Annotated in this window: 16 protein-coding genes; 6 read left to right on the top strand and 10 right to left on the bottom strand. The window is 43.2% G+C overall.

Annotation, left to right across the window (positions count from 1 at the left end; all coding sequences use genetic code 11):
- Positions 1–130: 130 nt before the first annotated feature.
- The 6 genes from ISG33_RS07670 to ISG33_RS07645 are packed head-to-tail and all read right to left on the bottom strand — an operon-like array spanning position 131 to position 7331.
- The gene (locus tag ISG33_RS07670) at positions 131–1879 is read right to left on the bottom strand and encodes a BatD family protein (protein WP_195732883.1); all 1749 of its coding nucleotides are present in this window, start codon (positions 1877–1879) and stop codon (positions 131–133) included.
- A 2-nt stretch (positions 1880–1881) separates the two neighbouring features.
- Complete coding sequence (locus tag ISG33_RS07665; protein ID WP_195732882.1) at positions 1882–3897, bottom strand: vWA domain-containing protein; 2016 nt, start codon at positions 3895–3897, stop codon at positions 1882–1884.
- On the bottom strand, positions 3894–4922 hold the full coding sequence (locus ISG33_RS07660) for a vWA domain-containing protein (RefSeq protein WP_195732881.1): 1029 nt from the start codon (positions 4920–4922) through the stop codon (positions 3894–3896). The genes ISG33_RS07665 and ISG33_RS07660 overlap by 4 nt, the downstream gene beginning before the upstream one ends.
- Positions 4915–5394, bottom strand: a complete 480-nt coding sequence (locus ISG33_RS07655) for a DUF4381 domain-containing protein (RefSeq protein WP_195732880.1) — start codon at positions 5392–5394, stop codon at positions 4915–4917. Before ISG33_RS07655 ends, ISG33_RS07660 begins: the two co-directional genes overlap by 8 nt.
- Positions 5394–6356 carry a DUF58 domain-containing protein gene (locus tag ISG33_RS07650; protein ID WP_195732879.1) on the bottom strand — a complete coding sequence of 321 codons (963 nt, stop codon included), beginning with the start codon at positions 6354–6356 and terminating at the stop codon, positions 5394–5396. Before ISG33_RS07650 ends, ISG33_RS07655 begins: the two co-directional genes overlap by 1 nt.
- Positions 6357–6374: 18 nt before the next feature.
- A complete protein-coding gene (locus ISG33_RS07645; protein WP_195732878.1) occupies positions 6375–7331 on the bottom strand; it encodes an AAA family ATPase in 957 nt (318 codons plus the stop codon).
- 341 nt (positions 7332–7672) lie between these two features.
- Between ISG33_RS07645 and fadI the strand changes: the two genes are divergently transcribed.
- From fadI to ISG33_RS07630, 3 genes are all read left to right on the top strand, one after another.
- Entirely contained in the window at positions 7673–8983 is a 1311-nt protein-coding gene (fadI, locus tag ISG33_RS07640) for an acetyl-CoA C-acyltransferase FadI (protein WP_195732877.1), read from the top strand.
- Positions 8983–11094: a fatty acid oxidation complex subunit alpha FadJ gene (fadJ, locus tag ISG33_RS07635; protein ID WP_195732876.1), complete on the top strand. Its 2112-nt coding sequence runs from the start codon at positions 8983–8985 to the stop codon at positions 11092–11094. The genes fadI and fadJ overlap by 1 nt, the downstream gene beginning before the upstream one ends.
- 262 nt (positions 11095–11356) lie before the next feature.
- The gene (locus tag ISG33_RS07630; RefSeq protein ID WP_195732875.1) at positions 11357–11563 is read left to right on the top strand and encodes a hypothetical protein; all 207 of its coding nucleotides are present in this window, start codon (positions 11357–11359) and stop codon (positions 11561–11563) included.
- 61 nt (positions 11564–11624) lie between these two features.
- On the opposite strand, the gene ISG33_RS07625 is transcribed toward ISG33_RS07630, so the two are convergent.
- Positions 11625–15734, bottom strand: a complete 4110-nt coding sequence (locus tag ISG33_RS07625; RefSeq protein ID WP_195733086.1) for an EAL domain-containing protein — start codon at positions 15732–15734, stop codon at positions 11625–11627.
- 185 nt (positions 15735–15919) lie between these two features.
- Positions 15920–18718 carry an insulinase family protein gene (locus tag ISG33_RS07620; RefSeq protein WP_195732874.1) on the bottom strand — a complete coding sequence of 933 codons (2799 nt, stop codon included), beginning with the start codon at positions 18716–18718 and terminating at the stop codon, positions 15920–15922.
- A gap of 164 nt (positions 18719–18882) precedes the next feature.
- Here ISG33_RS07620 and sixA point away from each other — a divergent pair, with 164 nt between their 5' ends.
- The gene (sixA, locus tag ISG33_RS07615; RefSeq protein ID WP_195732873.1) at positions 18883–19371 is read left to right on the top strand and encodes a phosphohistidine phosphatase SixA; all 489 of its coding nucleotides are present in this window, start codon (positions 18883–18885) and stop codon (positions 19369–19371) included.
- A gap of 75 nt (positions 19372–19446) precedes the next feature.
- Complete coding sequence (locus tag ISG33_RS07610) at positions 19447–19659, top strand: hypothetical protein (protein WP_195732872.1); 213 nt, start codon at positions 19447–19449, stop codon at positions 19657–19659.
- A 56-nt stretch (positions 19660–19715) separates the two neighbouring features.
- Here the strand turns inward: ISG33_RS07610 and ISG33_RS07605 are convergent, their stop codons facing one another.
- Both ISG33_RS07605 and ISG33_RS07600 read right to left on the bottom strand, forming a co-directional pair.
- A complete protein-coding gene (locus ISG33_RS07605) occupies positions 19716–21011 on the bottom strand; it encodes an HlyC/CorC family transporter (RefSeq protein WP_195732871.1) in 1296 nt (431 codons plus the stop codon).
- A gap of 41 nt (positions 21012–21052) precedes the next feature.
- A complete protein-coding gene (locus ISG33_RS07600; RefSeq protein WP_195732870.1) occupies positions 21053–21850 on the bottom strand; it encodes a cytochrome C assembly family protein in 798 nt (265 codons plus the stop codon).
- Between the two features lie 109 nt (positions 21851–21959).
- Between ISG33_RS07600 and ffh the strand changes: the two genes are divergently transcribed.
- Complete coding sequence (gene ffh / locus ISG33_RS07595) at positions 21960–23348, top strand: signal recognition particle protein (RefSeq protein WP_195732869.1); 1389 nt, start codon at positions 21960–21962, stop codon at positions 23346–23348.
- Positions 23349–23411 lie beyond the last annotated feature (63 nt).

Genomic DNA, 23411 nt, shown 5'->3' with positions numbered 1-23411 from the left:
ATTACTGATGACCATTAGTATAGGAGCATTCTATTCGCCCCGTCCACTAGTGATAAAATTACTTTGTATACTTTTTGTTACCATGCCGACTTTTTGAGTTCGTATGGCTCCTTGCATTGTTTTGCACGAACTAGCTGCTCGGGTAAAGCTGTATATTAGTTTGTTTCTCTCGCAGCGAAGCTAGAGCCTGATTGCGATAGTCTTCTAGCGCACTAATCAATACTTGTTGTGCACTGTCTTGTTGCCCGCCGCCTTGTTGCACACTACCTTTATGTGCAAGGCCATTTTCACCATAAAAACTATTAACCCATTGATTAAAGGCTGCAGCCGCCTTGTCTGCTTTCATTGCAGACAAGGCTTGATTAATTGATTGAACTTTGTGCCCACCTAATATGCCTAGCCATTCTTTTAATAGTTGGTTTGTATGCTGATGATTACCTAAGGAAATGGATTTTCTGACTTGTAACCAGAGTTTCTGTTCGTTGGTTTCAGGGGTAGGGTTTATTTGTTTTTGAGGTCTAGCAGACTTGTCCTTAAATAGAACGAGCGCAAATACCACTACAGTCGCTAACCAAAGTAAGGCGAGTGTGATGTGTAGCCAGTCTAAACCCTTTACTTGCGTCGGCGAAGTTGTATTTTTGATGGGTATGGTGTCGACGCTGCTGGGTTTAATATTGCTATCGGAAATGGCTGTTGTACTATCTTGGCTGTTGCCGTCTGCTGCTTTGACGGTAACACTTCTAGCAGGTAATACGGCATATTCTGTTTGTTTGGTGACGACATTAAACCAAGCTACTTTCGTTTCGCCAATAACAAAGGTGCCTGGCCTATTTGGGATGATTGCTTCACTTTGCACTTTTTGAGCGAATAACATGCCATTTCTGTCTACTGTTACAGTCTTGGCTTGATCTGGGTAAGTTTTAAAGTCGGGCGGATAGACACTTTGCAATTCAGGGAGCTGCTCTTCTACTAAGCCCGCTGCCGTGAGGGTAATGGTGCGGGTGATAGGCTGACCGACGATAAATTCGCTAGGTTGTTTTTGCCATTCTTCACTCAACTCTACAAACTCACTCGGAAGCCAATGAGCTTGGTAATCTTCAGGTATAGGCAGCACCGTTAGCGCTATGTTAGGTGAAATACGATTTATTGGCTTAGTTCTGCTGATAAAACCAAAGGACTGTCTTGAGTCGGTTACTACTTCGCCTTGGAAAACAACGCCATCAATAGTAAATGCGCCGCTTTGTTGTGGGATGATTGCAAAAGTGCGCTCAATAACTCTGTATCTTACGCCATCTTTAAGGTCTTCATACTCTTTGTCTTCGCCAACCTGTTTTATGATCGCATCGGCTAACTCTGGTGCCTGTATACTGCCTCTTTGAATGTTCTGGCGCATAAAAAGCTTGGCTGTATATTTTATTTGTTGTTGTAGATATACCTCGTCCATGTCAACTTCGGCGGTAATGAAAAAATCCCGCGGCGCAGCACCTTGAGCGGCACTCACAGGTAGCACACGTAGTCTGATAGGATCGCTTGTTTTACCATCTACGGTCAGTGACGGTATGGTGAAAGTGCCTGTTGTTTTCGGAAATAATTGCGTTACCCACGTTGTTGTTTTTGTGGTTTGAAAATTAATTGAGCGACTAGCCTGACTCACCGAGGTACTTGATAATCTAAAGTCTTTTTCAAGCATACTTAAATCAAGCTGATTGGATGATGGCGAACCTTGAGCAGTGACTATTAATTGCACTGCTTCATCAATTAGCATGGGGTTTTTATCGACAGAAACACGTAAGTCGGTAACTTGAGCGTGTATGCTTGGCGACATAACAAGCGTAAAAAAAGCAACTAAGCTGCCAAGCAGTCTTATGTTGTATTTCATTTTTACCAATCCTTCTTGTTGGGGCGACTAATTCTTTCGCGACGGCGCTTTTGTGATTCCAGAAGCATTTTTTGTTTTAATAAAAAAGCGGGGTCATCTGGTACTTTATTCATCAGCATTTGCATGCGTTGAGCTTGTTCTCGTTGTTCTGGTGTCATGTCTTCTTCAGCCAGTTTCTGAACCGCAGACAATTGCTCCTTAGTTTCGTCGGTTTGCTCCTTATCTGGACTTTGTTGAGGATCTTGAGCCGATGACTGTTGTTCGTCATTGCGATTCGGCGCATCCTGCTCGTCCGCCTCAGTGTTTTTGCTTACTTCTTGCTGCTGCGATTCAGCTTCTTCCCGTTGCCCGCTGTTTTCAGCGTTTTGACTATCGCTTTGTTCGCTGCCCTCAGACTCTGGCTGTTGCTCGTTAGCGCTGGCATTATTGTTTCCAGATTGTTCAGATGATTCGCTGTTCTCGCTGTTCTCGCTGTTCTCGCTCTTTTCGCCATTTTCTCCGTTTTGGCTCTGGCTGTCTTGTGAGTCTTGAGACTCACCTGAATCGCCCTGATCTTGTTCTTGACTATCAGACTGATTCTCCTGCTCTTGCTGTTGTTTCAGCAAATCTTCTATTATTTTCTTATTTTTTATTGCGTTCGCATGTCCGGCATGAAGTGTTAACGCGGCATCATACTTGTCGATTGCTTCTTGCAACTTACCTAGTTGCGCAAGCGTATTGCCTTGGTTATAAAGAGACTCTGCGCCAGGCACCTTTTCAAATTCTTGCAATGCAGCCTCATAGTCTTGGTTTTTATAAAGTGCAGAGCCTTTCCACATTGGGTCTTCAAACTCAGTAGCGGCTTTACGGTAGTTTTTCTCCTCAAAAAATTGTAAACCTTTTTGGTTGGCATTTTTAAATATACGTGAATACCAAGAAGCGCTCTCGCTCTCGTTCGCCACCACTTCTGTTTCGCTAGTTTGCTCGCTATTTGCGTATGCGGGTTCTTGTGGAACGATGAATATGGCCGCAACTAACACCACGAGTACGCCGCGGCGGAAAGCATAGGCTGCAAATGGAAGTAGCAATAGCACCAAATAGATGCCCATATCTTGCCACTGATCGCCTTGACCTAATACTTCGTCATTAACTTGATTCTGGTCGAGTAACAAGGGGTCGAATATCATGTTTTTGATATCACTATCGTCACTTTGAATCGGTGTATAGCGTCCCACTGTTGTGCCCAGTACCTGTTCGATAAGGTCGCTTCGCAATGAGGGCAACACGATGTTTCCTTGCGTGTCCTTTAAAAAACTACCGTCTTCTAACTTTATAGGTGCGCCTGTTTTGGAGCCGACACCTAGCACCGAATAACGGTATGATGATTTACTTACAAAATCTCGTAATTCTTCTACATCTTCTGGCTCTATACCATCTGTTATCCAATAAATTTCGCCTTTAGCGTAGCCTGCAGCAGTCAACAAACGCTCTGCTTCTTCGAAAGCAAAATACGGGTCACTTCCCGGAAGTGGCATAATTTCTGGCCTCAATGAAGGAACCAAGGTCGTAATATTATTAGCATCAGAGGTTAATGGACTAACCGTAAACGCGTCGCCAGCATAAACAACGAGTCCTACCTCTCCATCTTCAATACTGTTCAGTAAATCGATAGTCTTAAACTTGGCTCTACTGAGTCGGTTGGGTTGTAAATCAGTTGCCCGCATCGACATGGACATGTCTAAGACAATGACTTTCCCCGTGTCGACCTGATAGACAGGTTGCGGAAGCTTTTGCCAAGTAGGCCCGGCCAACGCGAGGGCAGCAACAGTGAGAGAGAATGCCAATATGTAGAAGGGCGCAGTACTCGCTTTTTTGTCGTTTGAAATAACTAAACGTTGATACAAGTGGCTAGATACAATGTTTTGCCAGCCACTTCGCCTAGCGTTTACTTTTAACAACACTAACACGCAAAGCAGGGCAAATGGGATTAACCATAGCCACTCGGGTCGTATGAAGTGAAAAGCTTGCCAATCAATCACGATAGTGTTTCCTCTTGAGCTGCTTTGGACCTGCTGTAAGAGCCAAGTGATTGTTTGAATAGATAAATCACTATGTGCAGAAACACCAAAGCGACCGCTAGCATCAAAGGTAAATAGAATAAGGCTGTGAGAGGTCGAAGAGTTTGCCCCTCGCCTTGAATCGGTTCGAGCTGATCAAGCATTTCATAAATGGTTTGCATTTCTTGAGCATCGCGAGCCCGAAAGTACTGGCCTCCGGTACTCTTTGCTAGATCAGTTAACAACTTTTCGTCGAGGTCTTGAGAGGGATTGTAAGTACGCCTTCCAAATAAGCTGTTCATTACGATCTCTTCGGCGCCCACACCAATCGTATAAATAGTTACGTTTTTATCAACTGCTAACTCTTTTGCCAATTCTGGACGCAGATTGCCCGCGGTATTTTGACCATCGGTGAGCAAGATAAGTACCCGATTCGACGTTTCTTTATCGTCAAAGCGTTTTACTGCTAACCCTATAGCATCTCCAATGGCTGTTTTTTCGCCGACTAGGCCGATAACTGCCTCATTTAGCAAAGTCCCCACGGTGTCACGGTCGAACGTTAGCGGAGCCTGCAAATAAGCAGTGTCAGCAAACAATATTAAACCTAGGCGGTCGCCCACGCGACGCTCGATGAAATCTGCCAGCACATATTTGGTCATGCTGAGCCTATCGACAGCTCTGCCATTTATTTGCATGTCGTCAAGCTTCATTGAACCGGATAGGTCGACGGCAATCATAAGGTCTCTTCCTTCGCTGGGAATAGAAACTGGCTCGCCAAGCCATTGCGGTCGAGCGGCAGCGCTCACTAAAAGAGCCCAAATCAAGCTAGCCACCAATAGTTTTGTTTTTCCGTTGGACTGCGATTGACTGCTAGCATCACCAATGTCGAGGTAGCTTGGCACTAGCAAGGCCGCAGATTCACCTTGCTGTTTGCTCGGTAGCAAAAAATAAAATAACAAGGGTAGTGGCAAAATAAGAAATAAGTAAGGCCAAGCAAATTCAAACATGTCTTTCTCCCTTCGGAGGTAAGGCTGCTTTTATCCAGGCTTCAACCGCCTTGATGTTTTTCCTACTAGCGGCATCACCGCTAGTGCGATATAAGTCTTTTTCCAAAGTGACAATATCCGATACCACAGCTTGAGTTGCCACTTGGCTGGATAAAAATTGTGCCCATTTTTCACCATACAGGCTAGCAACATTATGCTCAGGAAAATACTGAATGCATGCCCAACGCAATATTCCATGCAACTCTTTTGCCGTGCTCTGTATCTCCGGAACCAATTTGCTAATTGCTTTTAGCGCAAGGCGTTTTACTCGTCGACGTGCAACATAGCGTTGTAGCTGCCAGGCTGAAATAATGAAAACACTAACGGCAATAGCAATAAGCAACCACCACCCCCAGGCGAGAGGCCACAACGATACGCTTTGACCAGTTGAAATATCTGCAAGTTGAGACAACGGGTTCTGAGCGGCTTGCATTACAAAGCTTCCCCCATATCACGGTTTGTTAATTGTAATTCGAGCGGCATTCCTGCGCTCACGACTCTAAGTGGTATAGCGTATTTGTCAAAGGCATCTTTTATTGCGCCTAAATGTTTTGCCTGTTTGCTCGCATAATCTATATTCGTTTTAGTTTCACCTAAGTTTACCAACTGTCTTTTGATGCCGTTGGTGATGCTAAGCTTCTGTTTGCTATTCGATTCTGGCAAAGTCGTTTCCATGGGGTCATTAACCAACATAGCTTTGACCTCACAGTACCTATTTATTTGGCCGATAGTAGCCATTGCACTGGGTGACAAGGCATTGAAGTCGCTAATCAAATATACCAAAGCTCCGGGTTTGGCGATATGTCTGAGTCGAGCGATAGCGCTATCGAAAATACGCTCCGAATCAACCTGGGTGACTTTAAAAGTTGGTGAGTGCGTATCGACTAAGGCTTGCATAAACTTCAATGCGCTTTTCATTTGGGCTTTAGGTTTAAGCTCCATATCACTGTCATTATTGAAAATGAGACCGCCAACTTTGTCGCCACGTTGAATTGCATTCCATGTGATTAGCGAACTCAAGTGTGCCGCTTGAACGGATTTACACAAAAATGTCGTTCCAAAGTACATGGATTGACTAAAGTCAGTGAACACGAATACTGGGCGCTCGCGTTCTTCTCGAAATACCTTGGTATGAGTTTTACCCGTGCGCGCTGTCACGCGCCAGTCTATGCTTCGTATATCATCGCCAGGTTGATAATGGCGGGCCTCGTCAAATTCCATGCCTCGGCCTTTGATTTTAGGACGTTCGCCACCAGACAACGCGCCAGCAATGTCTCTGCTTGGGCTCAGGTTTAACAGGCTCGATAGACCTCGGTAAAACATGAGTTCATGCAGTGATAAATCGACACCATTAGTTTGATACTTTGTAAGCCAAGTTGGGATGTTCGTGTTCATAGGCTGCTTAGCTTATAATTATCCAACGGGAACAAGCTTCAATATGTCGTCCAGAACGGTATTGGCGTTAATGCCCTCTGCTTGAGCTTGGTAACTCAAAATGATGCGGTGCCGAAGTACATTGTGTGCAACTGCTTGAACGTCATCAGGGCCAACAAAATTTCGACCGTTTAGCCATGCGTGTGCTCGGGCGCAGCGCTCCAAGGCGATAGTGGCTCTTGGGCTCGCTCCGATATCAATCCATTTAGCAAGCTCTGCGCTGTAATTTGCCGGCTGTCGTGTTGCCATAATGAGTTGCACTATGTAGTGCTCAAGTGCTTCGGCCACGTGCATATTCATAATGTCTGCACGAGCACTTGCGATATCCTGCTGACTGAGTTTGTTGACTATGGCTGGCGCCGCCTTGATCGCTTCTCCTCGTGTTAAGCGAAGAATCTCAAGTTCGGTCTCTGCACCAGGATAATCAATTTCTACATGCATCAGAAAACGATCGAGCTGTGCTTCTGGCAGAGGGTAGGTACCTTCCTGTTCCAGCGGGTTCTGCGTTGCCATCACAAGAAAGAGTTCAGATAGAGGGTAGGTGGTATTTCCTACTGTGATTTGGCGCTCGGCCATTGCCTCTAAAAGTGCAGACTGAACTTTGGCTGGAGCACGGTTTATTTCGTCGGCCAGCACCAAGTTATGAAACAGAGGTCCTTTCTGAAATATAAACTCGCCGGTTTCTGGACGATAGATGTCGGTGCCTGTCAGATCTGCCGGTAATAAATCTGGCGTAAATTGTACACGGTGAAAGTCGGCGTCAATGCCGTCAGAAAGAGCGTTAACAGCTCTTGTCTTAGCAAGACCCGGCGGACCTTCAACTAGCAAATGGCCGTCGGCCAACAATGCGATTAAAATGCTAAGTGTGAGCGAGGGCTGGCCAAGAACTTGGGTGTTTAAATGCGCTTGTAATTGCGTAAACTCTGCTACTGCCATGTTTTAGTAAGCCTTGTATTTAATAAATATTTAAGCTTATTTATTTTGCTTAAACATAGGTTGTTATGAATCTGTGCTAGTCTTATATGCGGATAGTATTTCAATTTTCAACTTACGACAGGAAAAAAGCGAATTGGTTCTGCTTCTTACTTGTCTATTTGACTGTTCGATATTCAATAAAATCAAGAGTATGCCCAAAAATGACCTTCAAAGTTTGAAACTTCGGTGATTTTTTGGCAAACTACTGGTTTGAGGTCAGACCAGATCGCCTTCATCAGCAAATGTGCGATGAGGATCGCGATTGTATAAATGTATTTCCATCAGTGGCTACAGGATAAAATATGTCAAACAAACAAGTTTTGAAAACCCAAAAGGGTGATCGTATTGCAATAGTAGCGGGGCTTAGAACTCCGTTTGCAAAAATGGCAACAAACTTTCACGGCGTGCCAGCTGTTGACCTCGCGAAAATGGTCGTTAACGAACTGATGTTGAAAAATGACATTGACCCTTCAATTATCGATCAGGTTGTATACGGGCAAGTCGTGCAGATGCCAGAAGCGCCAAATATTGCCCGTGAAGTTGTCTTAGGCACCGGAATGGGTGTACAAACAGACGCTTACTCAGTATCTCGCGCTTGTGCAACAAGCTTTCAGTCTACAGTGAATATTGCCGAATCAATGCTAGTTGGTAATATCGATGTGGGAATTGCAGGCGGAGCGGATTCAACTTCAGTGTCACCCATCGGAGTATCAAAGAAGCTCGCACGCGCCTTGGTTGATTTACAAAAGACGAAGACCGTTGGACAAAAACTATCTGTATTAAGAAAGCTTGGCATGAAGGATTTATTGCCAGTGCCTCCGGCAGTGGCCGAATACTCCACAGGCTTAAGTATGGGCCAAACAGCTGAACAGATGGCCAAGACTCATAGCATAAGCCGTGCCGCTCAAGACGAATTAGCACACCGCTCGCATACTTTAGCAGCGCAAAACTGGGAAGCTGGCAATCTTGATGACGAAGTGATGACGGCATATCCAGAACCATTTAAAGCTGCTTTTTCGAAAGACAATAATGTGCGATTTAATTCTTCACTCGAGGGCTATGCAAAACTTCGCCCGGTATTCGATAAAAAGCATGGCTCAGTAACTGCTGCCAATGCAACGCCTCTCACCGACGGTGCGTCGGCAGTGGTGATGATGACCGAAAGCAAGGCCAAAGCATTAGGTTATCAACCTATTGGCTATCTAAAAAGCTATTCTTTTGCGGCAATAGACGTGTGGGAAGATATGCTGATGGGTCCGTCTTACGCAACTCCGATAGCCCTTGATCGCGCAGGCATGACCTTAAATGACTTAACCTTGATTGAAATGCACGAAGCTTTCGCAGCACAGACCTTGTCGAATGTTAAAATGTTCAACAGCGACAAATTTGCCCAAGAAAAGCTGGGTAGAGATAAAGCAATTGGCGAAATTGATATGGATAAGTTTAATGTGATGGGTAGCTCATTGGCTTATGGCCATCCTTTCGCTGCAACAGGCACACGAATGATTACGCAAATGTTGAATGAATTAAATCGTCGTGGAGGAGGTACAGGCTTGCTAACTGCTTGTGCCGCAGGTGGTTTAGGCGCTGCGATGATAGTGGAGACAGAATAATGAGTGCATTTACTTTAACAAAACGTGACGACGGCATTGCTATCTTAACAATGGATGTTCCTGGCGATAGCATGAATACACTAAAAGCTGATTTTGGTGATGAAATAACAAGCATACTGGACCAGATTGAAAGCGACAGCGATATTAACGGTGTTGTTGTCGCCAGTGGTAAAAAAGATTCTTTTGTTGCCGGAGCCGATGTGAGTATGTTGGCTGCTTGTAACTCAGCCGATGAGGCAGAAGAGCTATCAATAGCTGGTCAGAAATTGTTTGATCGTATCGAAAACATGAAAAAGACCTTTGTGGCTGCAATTCATGGCCCTGCATTGGGTGGCGGCCTTGAGCTAGCATTAGCCTGTCATTATCGCGTTTGTTCCGATAGCCCTAAAACACAAGTAGGTTTACCTGAAGTACAACTGGGTTTACTTCCAGGAAGTGGCGGTACGCAACGTCTACCAGCGCTTGTTGGCGTTCAACAAGCAATGAAAATGATGTTGACTGGCGCGCCAGTGAGAGCTAAACAAGCTAAGAAATATGGCATAGTTGACGACATGGTACCTGAATCAGTGCTGCTTGATGTTGCTGCTGAATTTGCGACTAAGAAAATTAAAAAGCGTACCAATAAAAAAGCACTAAGCAACAAAGTATTAGAAGATACCTCGTTCGGTAGAAACTTTTTATTTAAAAAAGCGCGTGAACAAACCCTTAGTAAAACCTTAGGCAATTATCCCGCACCGATGTATATCATCGACTGTATCGAGACGGGTCTACAAGATTCTCGTAAAGGCTATGCTACTGAAGCTCGTTTGTTTGGACAGCTAGTAATGACTCCTGAATCAAAGCAACTTCGGGGTATTTTCTTTGCAACCACTGATATGAAAAAAGAATCAGGTGTTGAAGGCGTAGCGCCGACTAAAGTGAAAAAAGTAGGCGTGTTAGGCGGTGGCTTAATGGGGGGCGGTATCGCCTTTGTGACTGCCACAAAAGCTAAGGTGCCAGCGCGCATTAAAGATATCAACCCAGACGGTATTGCAGGCGCCTTGCGTTACACCTACGATATCTTAAACAAGAAAGTGAAAAAGAAGTTCATTCGCAAAACCGAAATGCAGAATGAAATGTCTCGCCTTAGTGGTTGTTTAGACTATAGCGGCTACAAAGCTAACGATATGGTGATAGAGGCCGTATTTGAAGACTTAGGGCTTAAGCAAAAAATGGTCGCAGACATTGAAGAGCACTGTAATGAGGCAACTATCTTTGCTTCAAACACGTCTTCAATTCCCATTGCAGATATTGCAGCGAAGGCAACTCGCCCAGAGAACGTGGTCGGTTTACACTATTTCTCGCCGGTGGACAAAATGCCTTTGGCAGAGGTCATTCCGCACGAAGCTACGTCTGAACAAACCATTTCTACTACGGTTGAATTTGCCAAGCGCCAAGGTAAAACCCCAATTGTAGTGAAAGATGGTGCTGGTTTTTATGTGAACCGTATTCTCGCGCCATATATGAGCGAAGCTGGTTTTGTTGCCCTAGAAGGCCAACCTTTATCTGATATAGATAAGGCTCTTACCAAGTTCGGCTTCCCAGTTGGTGCCTTTAAACTGCTGGATGAAGTAGGAATTGACGTTGGTACAAAAATTATTCCTATCCTTAAAGGCCAGTTTGGTGAACGTTTTACAGCACCTGAAGCTTTTGACAAACTTCTGGAAAACGACCGCAAAGGCAAAAAGAACAAGTCCGGTTTCTATGACTATAAGGGTAAAAAGCCAGGTAAAGATATTGATGAATCCGTTTATAACTTACTTGGGGTTACGCCAGAGAAGAAGTTGTCGGATGATATCGTGGTTGAACGTTGCTTATTGTTGATGTTAAACGAAGCCGCAATGTGTTTGGAAGAGGGTGTTATCAGGAATGCAAGAGATGGCGACATAGGTGCTATATTCGGTATTGGCTTCCCACCTTTCCTGGGCGGTCCATTTAATTACATGGATACATTGGGCATCAATCATGTGGTATCGCGCCTAGAGCATTACGCTAGCACGTACTCGGAAAAATACACGCCAGCAAAAATTTTGCTTAGCATGCGTGATGAGGGAAAAACCTTTTATTCTTAGTTGAGCACTAAGTGCATAAGCGGTGAATTTCGCAATCATGCCTTAGTCTTAGATAAAAACCGAGCAAAAGCTCGGTTTTTTATCGTCAGTTTTTGGTCTTAATATACCGACATAGCCGACATTCAGCTAATGAATGCTCATGCTTGATATACTCTGGTATGAGTTCTCGACTGTTAGTTGCAAGTATTTGTGCCTACTATTAGGAAGGCAAAATCAGCCGAGTTTGGCATTTTAAGAATCAATAATTAGGGGAGCAAACATCATGTTAGTCACAGTTTTGGTAATGATCAGCTTCCTTGTTAGTAGTCTCTATTTCTACGTTGAAGCGGTTAAAAATGCAATGGGCAAAAAAAGGTGGTTAGTGGGTGGCATGCTCATGGGGCCAATGTTAATTCCGATGTTTTCTATTTCGAAGAAAGTACATCATCGCAAGACAGTTGGTTTTAACTCTTGTTATCTTCAGTCTTAAGCACTTCCCTCTTCAGAAAGCACTAAGACATTTTTGCTATTTTCGCTTATCAACCCAGTCTTTAAAGGACTGGGTCTTTCGCATCTGATTTAACGCCTAAAATGTCAAACATGTCTTTACCAACACTCAACATTTGGCCGAACTTGCTCGCATTAATTGGTTTACTAAACAAATAGCCTTGTAGCATTTCGCATTCATATTGCTTGAGTATATCCAATTGCTGCTCGTGCTCAACACCTTCAGCAACCACCTTTAAACCGAGGTTATGAGCGATGTTAATAATCGATTCGGTTAAGTGCTTATCTACCGAGCTGCTAGTGATATCGTCGATAAAAGCTTTATCTATTTTCAAGGTATGAATTGGGAATTTCTTCAAGTAGGCAAGAGAGGAGTAACCCGTACCAAAATCATCCAAAGCTAGGTGAATTCCACGTTCGCGCAAGCGCTGCATCATGTTAAGTGCTTGCTCAGGGTTTTCCATAAGCGTGCCTTCGGTGATTTCACACTCTAGGTGAAGTGGCGACAAACCTACTTGCTTGAGTATTTGCTGAATGCGCTCGTCAAGGTCAGGTAGCTCAAATTGTTTGGCTGAAATATTAACTGCCACTCTGCCTGTGAACAAACCAGCATCTACCCAGCGTTTGGTGTCAATGCATGCTCTTCTGAGTACCCGCTCACCGATTTCTAATATTTGCCCGGTTTGCTCAGCGAGTGGAATGAACTGACCAGGGCTTACGATGCCTTTTTGAGGATGCTCAAAGCGAACGAGCGCTTCCATGCTTACTAAACGACCAGAACTAATGTCTATTTTGGGTTGATAATAAACGCTGAAAAGATCTTCTTTAAGACCAAAGCGGATGAGATTTTCTATTTGAAGCTGGCGCACCGCATTTTGATTCATTTCACCACTGAAGAATTGGTAGTTGCTACCACCACTATTTTTAGCAAAGTACATCGCGGTGTCGGCGTTTTTTAGTAACTCTTGATGTGATGTCCCGTCTTCAGGATAAGTCGCAATACCGATACTGACACCCAGCACAAACTCTTGTTTATTTAGATAGAAGGGGCACGAGAGAATAGTTAGTATATCTTGTGCAATGTGCGAGATACGATGCACACTTGTTGTTTCTTCCAACAACATACTAAATGCGTCTCCACCTAAGCGATAGGTGGTTGAGCTTGAGGTAGTGATTTTCTCAAGCCGCCTCGCAATCTGCTTAATCAAGAGGTCACCAGTTTGATGTCCTAATGAATCGTTGATGCGCTTAAAATTGTCCATATCGAGACAAATCAAAGCATGCGACACTTCCTTACGCACTAAATTTTCATGATTTGCTTGGAAAAATGAGCGATTAGGTAAGTTTGTAAGTTGGTCGGAGTTAGCTAATTTTAGCAGTTGTTCTTCGGCTCGCTTTAAATGACTAATGTTTTGCAGCGTACCCATCATACGAATTGCGTTTTGTTGTGCGTCGTGCTCTACCACTTTGCCACGATCTAACACCCATACCCAGTCGCCATTAAAGGTTTTGACTCGATAGGCAAGTTCAAAGAATTCGGTCTTTCCTTCAATATGCTTTTGCAGTTCAATGGTGACGCGCTCTGCATCGTTTTCGTGTATGTTGTTTTGATTATCGGTTTGACCGCGCAAGCTATCTTTTGGGAAGTCGATGGTTTTCCAGATGTTTTGGCGGTAGATTTTGCCACTCGCAATATCCCAATCCCACAGTTCGTCGCCGCTTGATGAAAGGCTCAGTGTGAGCCTTTCTACGTCATCACTGAGCGTTTGGTGACGTTTATTGCGATGCACCCTCTTATAAATTTGATAAGTAGCTAAACACACAATTAAGAGCATATAAAATATCAGTGCTCGGTTATGTAACCAGAAAGGCTTCTCTACTGTTATTGCCAGTTCTCTTGATTGCGACCATTCACCACCATTGGTGCGCGCCTGTACTTTGAAGTTGTAGTTACCGAAGGTCAAATAGCTATAGGAAGCGAGTCGTGCGTGAGCGTTATATGTCCAGTCATCGTCAAGTCCGTCAAGGATATAGCGATACTCTGTAGCACTCGAATTTATGCTGTTTACGACGCCGAACTCGATATTGATCCTACTCTGAGAATGTGGCATTTCAAATCTATCGAGCATGAAGGCTGACCTTGTTGAGTCATTTTGTGAGCCGAGCTCAGGTACTGAAACGCTAAGAAGCTGTGGTACTTTGGGGCTATCAAATACTTCAAATTGTTTGTTGGTTTCAATATAGTGCACACCAACTGACCCACCAACAAGTAGGTTTTGCTCACTGGTGGCTATCATCGCGCTTCGATGTAGTTCACTAAAATTTATTGCGGCTTTCGAACGCTGTTTTACAACACTCGCTGTGGCAAGGTCGATACTGAATACGCCTTTTCGGCTCCCGTACCAGATTTTGTTCTCGATACCAACGGCAGCTCTTATGCCCTTCGTTGCGTTATCATCTAAACTTTCGATCTTAGCCTGTAGACCAAGAGTGGCTTTGTTGAGTGCGAATATTCCTTGGTTACGACTCACAAGCCAGTATGCATCTTGATGCTCATATACCGTCACAACATCGACTCGCCCATAGTCAGTCAAGCCTGAAGGACGAAAATACTGATTGCTTGTTAAATCGCTAATGAGTATACCTAGGTTAGTTTGCAGCCATAATCTATCGCGTTCATCAGAAAATATCGCTGTTGCTTTAGTTACCTCACTTGGTAAAGCTAACAGTGTTTCCTCATAGCTTTCAGGGTCGATATGCAATAGGCCTTTTCCGCTATGCCACGCCCATACTTTACCCTTAAAAATACTGGTCTTATTAAAGATATCGTTTGCGTGAATTTGATTATCAAAAACAAGTGTTGAGTCGCTAATTTGATAGATCTGTAAGCCCTCGCTCGTCGCCATCCAGATTTTGTCGAACGAGTCAATTTCAATATCGTTAATGAAGGCGTCGGTATTTACCGCATGTTGGGTAAAATAATTAAACTCTTGATTAAATCGGTTAAGACCATTTAGTTTTGTCGCTGCCCAAATATCGCCATTAGCAGAGCTGGCAAAAGCGACAACCTCACGTCCCGACAAGCTGTTGTTGTTGTCAGCTGTGGCTTGGAATAATTTCACTGGGTGTAGTGCTGGATGAAATTTATGCAAACCAGCGGTAGCCGTTCCAATCCAAGCTGTAGAATTTTCTGATAAAAATATACTGGTGACATTGCTATCTTGCAAACCATTGGACAAGGCATTGTCTTGATTGACAAGTGTGTGGATGCTCAGATCATCTCGAGTAATTACCAAGCCTCGATTGGTTGCAACCCACAAGTTTTCACCGTCAAAACGAATATCGTTTATCGTATTGGAGGGCAGGTAAGGCGTGTTTGACTTTGTTATTGTCTGCTGTTGCTCAGTGCTTTCATCTAGTGTTATCAGCCCATTCGCGGTAGCGATCCAATACTTTTCGCCAATAACTTCAATTTTGTTTATTGCGATTTTGGGAAGCGTAAAATGCCAAGGGTTTGGCTTTGAAAGGTCATGCAATTGGCCAGTTTCTTTGTCGAACATGAAGCTACCATCATAGCGAGAGCTTATCCAAACGCGAGACTTCTCATCTTTTATGTAGTCAATATTTGTCGGAAGAGGAGTATTAGTAATAACTAAAGTCACTTTCTGACTTTTCGCATTAATTCGATATAGTGCATCCTTCGCCGTTACATATATTTCTTCGCCAAAAGCGCTAGAGAGGGTATCGATTTTACTGTGTTTTAAGTTGCTATTATTGCTATCAATGATCTTGAAATTGTTCGTAGCATAGTTGTAGAGCGCTAAACCTCGGTCGGAAGCCACCCAGAGCCTGCCTTGGGCGTCAACTAATATGCTAGTTATATTATTGCTTGGAATAGAGCGAGGCTTGGAGGCGTCGAAAATATATCTGGTGTTGTGGTAGCCATCATATTTGCTTAGCCCGTTGTTCGATACAATCCATATAAAACCGTATTTATCTTCAAGGCTCTGGCGAACGCTACTTTGTGAAAAACCGTCTTCGTTGGATAGATGTTCGAAGCTGAGATTAGTTGATGTTCGTGCATCCACAGGAAACAAAATTTGTGTGCCGAAAAGCACCGCTAAGATAAGCCATGTCTTGAAAAAGGCATGCATCACTAGTAAACCACCTACATTTATTTTTATTATTGTTATATAGGCTTGGAGGATGCCTTTTTAGATCTTGTATCTCAAGTGATTATTAGCCTTACACGCTTGTTTGCCTAAATTGTAAACTATAAAAAGATAATGTGACTAAAAAGTGATCAAAGGGCGGTTTTCAGAAATACAGTTGTTGCGTCTTAAGGGGTGGAAACGAAATGTAAATCAGGTTTGATATCATGCGTAGAGCTTAATTGAATAGCGTTAGATTTATCAGTTTGAATTATATTAATCGCTTCTGTACTGAGCGTAACAGAACCATTTTGTTGTTTAATAAAGAGTTTTTCGAACTCATCATTAAACTCCTCGAAAGAAAGTGCTTCGATAGCAAGAGAAGTAGCCGTTTCGAGCTCTTCTTGCTCTTGAATTGGCTTATCAAATTCTACCCATAATCGCTGTGCGTATTGAGAGGTATTGGCATCGTCACTTGTAAACTGTTTTGCTAGGGAGTTTTTGAAGTTGTCAAAAATCAGCGCGAGTTCCTCAAGGTCATGTTTGAAAGTGATCAATGCATCTTGTATTGCTTGATTCAAATGGTCACATTTGACGTTAGGAGACTGCACGTATATCGCAATACCAGGGCGCTTATTCATGGGCATGTAGCCGCAGCCAACTAAGTAGCCCAAGTTACGTTTATTCCTCAGCTCGTCAAAGATAAAGGGTGACAATAGCTTTTCGAAAGCGATAAAAATGCAGCGTTGTTTTATTGTGTTTTCGGCTGCTTGAAAATAGCAAACGATTGCGTGTTCTCGCTCGTTTTGTTTGCCTCTTGTCGTAGTATTTTCTGAGTTTACCACTAGCGATATTTGCTGGCCTTTTATGTCAGCAATGCGTCTTTGGGTTTTGAATTGAGCACTGCAATTGCTGAGCTTTTGCTCAATGTTATTTACGCACTGTTTTGCATCGTTCAGTGTCCAATTTCCTACGATCAAACCCTCAATATGCAAAGCGTTAAACGAGCTGTCCATGTGTGATTGTAGCTCAGGTAGGTAAACCATCTTGAGTTCGTTGAGTATGGACTCATTCGAGAAGGCATTTTCTTGGAATAGAATATTGAGTTCACTAAATAATTGGTTGATGGGTTTGTTTAGCAGGTTATTCTTAAGTGTCGTGCTAAGCTTTTCTTTCATGCTCAAAAACACCGCAGGCTTTATTTTTAGCTTTTTCAAGCCGGTGACTATCTCTTCACATAACAGCAATTGCGTGTGTGAAAAGCCGCTAGTATGGATACTTAAGCCGCCTTGATGCGCGTAAACCCTAAAGTTGATACCGGCCATCTCTGCGCCGCTGTAATCTTCAGAAAGTTGCTCGCTGATGCATTCAATCCACAAGCGCTTTATTGCCATGTTTCTCGCTGAACCCACCATATAGGGGCTTTCAATTGAGAAATAACAATCGCCTCTAGGGGTTTCAAATTGTAGGTTTTGAGCAAATCTCACTCGTATATTACCAGTTTTGAATTCGTGAGTTACTCCCGGAGCCAAGTCGGGCTTGACTAGGCTGAAGTTATCACTCATGTAGTGATTTCGAGCAGGTAATTTAAATGCGATTTTTGCAATGTTTGGATTTTCCACAGGCATCAGGTCTTGCAGTCTTTTCACGCTGAACGGTGCGGAGTACTGCTCGGTAACTTGATCTGTGACTGCGTCGTTATGAATGCAAAATACACGAAGGTTTTGAAGCTTGAAAGCGCTTAAAAAATAGCTGAAAAAGTCGGCATCATAAGTATCCATGCAACTGTCGATATTGAGCGCCTCATCTAGCTTATGTTTATGAAGGCGGGTTGATAATAAGGTACATTCGTCGATGGCTGATGAAGCATTTGAATGTGTTACTTGAAGTTGAAGCTGCTGTGCTTTTTCTTCAAATCGCCATTTCTCTATACCAACACTACGCAAGAAATCGAACCATTGATTTACGACTTGAATAATTACTGCAATGTTATCGAGTCCTTTTTCAGTTAGTCTCAAGTTGATATTGATATCTTGGTTGCGCTCATCTTCAATACCACCGCTGGCACTGAGGTCAACGATGTAGGCTTCATTTTTCAAATACCATTGAAGTCCATCTTTGTTGGAGTCTTCTAGCAAATGAGTTAGCAGCAAAATAGGTTTTGAGCGATAGTGCTCAGTCACATTGTCGAGGCAATAAGTGAGCATCAGTGTTTGCGTCGATTTGTAAGGCTTTACATTGATCACACAGGCTTTTTGTTGGTGAGTGTATAGCGCAGGTAACTTCTGCTTTTCGACGCGAGGCGCAGTGTTTGCTAAGCCAGAAAAATGGTCTTTAACTTTTTGTTGCACTCCAGTCGCTATTTGCGTACTTGCCGTGAATGCACAAATTTTCATGTTATGCGCTGAGAAGTACTTTGCGTGATGTTCAACTAACTTGCTTTTAAGTTCACTTAACGAGAAACGCTCAAATATACTTCTATTACCCACACTGAATTTTGTAAATGGATGTTTGGGGTTAGCCGTTTTTTTGTGAACATCGTACAAACGTCTAACATCATCATGTCGACGAAGACTAAACTCTGCCTCTATAGCTGCAATTTCCTGTGCGATACCGTCTTCAGTAAAAAGTGGGTGCAGAAGCATGTCAAATAATACGTCACAGCCATTGAGAAGAAGCTCGTGCGCAGAGTCAAAATGAAAGTTACAGTTTTGGGCAGAGGTCCATGCATTCAAAAAACCACCGTCTTTGTGTAGGAAATCGTGTAAATGATTCCCGTCTGGATAGTTTTCACTACCAGTGAAAAGCATGTGTTCGAGCAGGTGGGACAAGCCTGGACAATCATCAGGATCACAAAAGTGTCCCACTCCAATTGAGACAGAAATAGCTGATTTTTGTGCGTCAGGGCATGTAATAACAACTAACTCAAGACTATTGTCCAAAATATGTTTCAGGTAGTCTCTGTTAGCTTGTCGAGTTTGTAGCAATATCGTTCCTTTCAGAGTATAAAACTAATAAAACCTTTAAATTGTATAGTTGTAAAGGTTTTTCAACATAGGTCGTTAAAAATATTAGAAACAATACTTGTTTATTCGCCATATAAGCGTTAGCGTCACTTTGCGGAAAAACTTCACCACAAAAGAAGAAATAAATGATCATATTCGTGATGCGCCACGGAGAAGCTGAGCCATATAAGCAGGATGATATGTCACGTCATCTCACCAGTTTTGGCCGAACCCAGGCCGAACATGCGGCAAAGTGGATGCAAAACGGTATTCTGAAAAACACGACTTTGTCGGGCGTTGATTTGGCCCTCATAAGCCCCTATGTGCGAACACAGGAAACGGCAGCTAGCGTGTCAAAATTTCTTGAGATTACTAGTAGTGTATCTTCTCCAATGCTTACGCCAAATCAAGAGGCCGGCTCTACACATGATTGGATTGATGGTCATTTAATTGAGCAGGACAATATCTCATCATTACTCATCATAAGTCACATGCCACTGGTAAGTTTGTTATCCGATTCCTTGTGTCATGGCTTTAATGCACGCATTTTTGATACAGCAGACGTATTGATGATCGACTACGACAAAGCCAAACATAGCGGCAGACAGCTCTCTTTCTATCAAAGTTTAACGTAAATATTATTCAGGAAAGCCCGCAGTGTCCGATACCATAATAGGTATTAATGCAAAACAATGGGCACAACGCAGAAAATGAGCAAGAAGTCTCTTCCTTTCACTCTCTATAAGACACTCGAGAACCATGCTCGGGATTCTGATATTGAGGACGATGATGAGCTTCAGGACATCATGCAAAAGCTTGACGACTTGAATCGCAAAGTAGAAGCTTTCAAAGAAAAAGCGAGACAAAAGCGTATTGGAAAAGCAAATAATGTTGTTTCGATTAAACACGCAAATAGCAAATAGCCTGATGTATGCACATTTTCATAGCACAAGACAAGCGCGTAACTAGTTACCGCGGCCTAGCTAGTGCTGTCGTCTGTTTCAATACTCTTGTAGTAATGGGGAATAATTCGAATGGTTTTTATCATATTACCACTAATTTCCACAATTTCGAGAGGGTAGCCAGCAAGGCGCAAGCTTATATTATTTTCAGGTATATCCTCTAGGTACTCTATTATGAGGCCATTCATTGTTTTCGGACCTTCGGTAGGAAAGCTCCAATCCATTTCTTTGTTCAATTCGCGAACGTTTGCACTGCCATCCACCAGATAGCTACCATCCTGTTGCTCTATCGCTTCTTTACTGTAATCGGGAAGCATTGAGGTGGTGAAGTCACCTATGATCTCTTCTAAAATATCTTCTAGTGTGACCAAACCTTGAATATCGCCGTATTCATCTACCACGAGCCCAATTCGCTCGCGCTCTGCTTGGAACTTATACATAAGGGTATGCAGCGGGGTTGAGTCGGGCGTGTAATAAATTTCTTTTACCGCACGCAGCATTGTAGCTTTGGTAAATTGGTCTTTAGACAAAAGTCGCAAAGCATCTCGCACATGCACAAAGCCAACAGCGTCGTCGATACTATCACGATAAAGCAGCACTCTGGTGTGTTGCGAGTGGGTAAGTTGTTTTTGTATGAGCTTCCAATCATCATTTATATCAATGGCATAAATATCACTTCGCGGCACCATAATGTCTTCGGCGGTAACCTTCTCAAGATCGAGAATACTCACTAGCATATCTTGGTGCTTTTTCGGGATCATTGTGCCAGCCTCGTACACGACTGTTCTCAATTCTTCAGAGCTGAGCGAGTCGCCATCAGCGCCCGCCGGATTGATACGCAATACTGCTAAAAAGCCGTTAGTAAAACCATTAACTAGCATGACGAATGGTGTGAGCAGCACCAGCAGTGGTAGTAAAATGATTGAACTAGGGAAGGCAATTTTTTCAGGATAAAGGGCAGCTAGCGTTTTTGGTGTGACTTCGGCAAACACTAACATAATAAAAGTGAGACCTAAGGAGGTCGCTATGAATGCGCCAAACTCACCGAAGTAACGAGAGGCTATTTCCCCCGCGACTAACGCGGCTGCAATGTTGACTAAATTGTTACCAATCAGTATTAGGCCAATCAATCGGTCGGGGCGACTTAGCAATTGTTGAACTCGAAGCGCTCTGCTATCCCCTTCGTTTGCCAAATGTTTCAGCTTATAACGATTAATAGTCATCATGCCTGTTTCGGAACTTGAAAAGTAGGCAGATAAGAGAATGAGTACAGCGAGAGCTATAAAGAGATGACCGGTAGAAATTACGTCCAACTAAGTGACCTTATTTTGTATTCTATTTTTAAATAGTTAGTTTACAGCAGTATTTCTTTCACAAAACGACTACCAAAGTAAGCCAGTGTTAATAAAGCAACACCAAACAAATTAAATGTAACTAATGTGCGAGCTTTGAGCCCAGCGACATGTTGCAAAGCTAGTGCCACAATATACAGCAAAAATGCCGTGCTGGAGAGTATGGTTTTGTGTGCATAACCATCGGCGAACATATTTGGGATGAAAACAAAGCCTGAAAAAAGGGCGATGGCTAATAAAATAGTGCCGAAAATCATAAGCTTAATTAAGATGTGCTCAACCGACATTAGGGGCGGTAAGGCTGAATTCATCAAGGATATTTGTTTGTGCTTCAACTGATAGTTTATATAGGCGAGTTGCAAGGCATATAAAAAGCTGATGCTTAACACCCCAAATGCAAACAGACTTAGCACGATGTGGCTGATCATACCTGCGCTCATGTTGATACTAATAGTTGATGCCTGAGGTACGAATTCTTGTAAACTGATAAATAGCGCCGAAAACAAACTCACCACCGGCAAAAACACTAAATTTTTAATGTAAGTATTGGTTATTAACATGGTGACAGTGACTAGCCAAGCTAGAAGAGCTGCAACCTGAGTGATACTAAGGTGTTCGGCACTGTTAGTAGTGTTTGAATTAACAATTAATGCTAGGTGGCCAATGCTTGCCGCAACCAGAAGCAGGATCGGCAATTTCGACGTGTTCTCTTTGTGTGAGAAAAAAGCCTTTGATAAACCTATCCCAGCCCATATATATAGGCAAAGAGTGGGTAGATATAATGCTAAGGACAAGTCCATTAATTTACCTTAATAAAAGATGAAATCAGTTTATAACAAATCAGAGTCGATATACGCAACATAAGTATTGTATACTCTCGACCAATTATAGCGAAATCAAATTATTACTATGTTTCAGAATTTATCAGACAGATTAGGCCAAACCCTTAAAAATATCAGTGGCAAAGGGCGTATTACCGAAGACAACGTTAAGGAAACTTTGCGTGAAGTACGCATGGCCTTGCTTGAGGCTGATGTTGCCTTACCAGTAGTAAAAGACTTTGTCGCTAAAGTAAAAGAGCGTGCTGTAGGAATCGAAGTATCAAAAAGCCTTAATCCTGGCCAGATGCTTATCAAAATCGTACAAAGCGAACTAGAAGCGGTCATGGGCTCTGCCAATGAAGGTTTGAATTTGGCCGCCACACCGCCTGCCGTTGTTATGATGGCTGGTTTGCAGGGTGCAGGTAAAACCACCAGTGTTGGTAAGCTCTCTAAATATCTAAAAGAACGCGACAAGAAAAAAGTGATGGTTGTGAGTGCCGACGTTTATCGTCCGGCAGCAATAAAACAACTGCAAACCCTTGCCGAAGAAGTTGATGTGGAATTTTTCCCGTCATCTAGCTTACAGAAGCCGATCGATATTGTTGAAGGCGCGATTGCTCAGGCAAAACTACAATTTATTGATGTCCTTATTGTTGACACCGCAGGTCGTTTGGCGGTTGATACTGAAATGATGAATGAAATCAAGCAACTGCATGCAGCGGTAACGCCAGTAGAAACTTTATTCGTTGTTGATGCGATGACCGGTCAGGATGCCGCGAATACTGCTAAAGCTTTCAACGAAGCTCTGCCACTTACAGGGGTAATTCTTACCAAAGCCGACGGTGATGCGAGAGGTGGTGCTGCGCTATCGGTCAAGCATATCACTGGTAAGCCAATCAAGTTTATGGGCATGGGTGAAAAGCTCGACGCTTTAGAGCCTTTCCATCCCGAGCGAATTGCTAGTCGTATTTTGGGTATGGGCGATGTGCTTAGCTTAATTGAAGAAGTAGAGCGCAAAGTTGATAAGGACAAAGCGCAGAAGCTGGCCCAAAAAGTGAAGAAAGGGAAGGGCTTTGATCTTCAGGATTTCAAGGAGCAACTTGAGCAAATGCGCAACATGGGTGGCATGATGTCTCTTATGGATAAAATGCCGGGCATGGGTAATATGACGGCCAAGATTAAAGATCAGGCTAATGACAAACAGTTTACTCAAATGGAAGCTATCATCAATTCTATGACACCAGGTGAGCGTGAGCGACCCGACGTGATCAAAGGTTCACGTAAGCGTCGAATTGCAGCAGGTTCCGGTACTCAAATTCAAGATGTCAACAAACTGCTTAAACAGTTCACCCAAATGCAAAAAATGATGAAGAAGATGTCGGGTGGCGGCATGAAGAAAATGATGCGCGGTATGGGCGGGATGATGCCTCCCGGTGGAATGGGTGGTATGGGTGGAGGTTTCGGCCCACGTAAATAGTGTAGAAAGAAATTAATCGGGCTGAGTTATCTTGTAGTAAGGTAACTCAGCTTTTTTTGCTGT

It is taken from the genome of Marinibium conchae (assembly GCF_015595035.1).
Classification (GTDB): Bacteria; Pseudomonadota; Gammaproteobacteria; order Enterobacterales; family Alteromonadaceae; genus Glaciecola.
The sequence above is the reverse complement of the archived record's forward strand: the minus strand, read 5'-3'. Positions and strand labels throughout refer to the sequence as shown.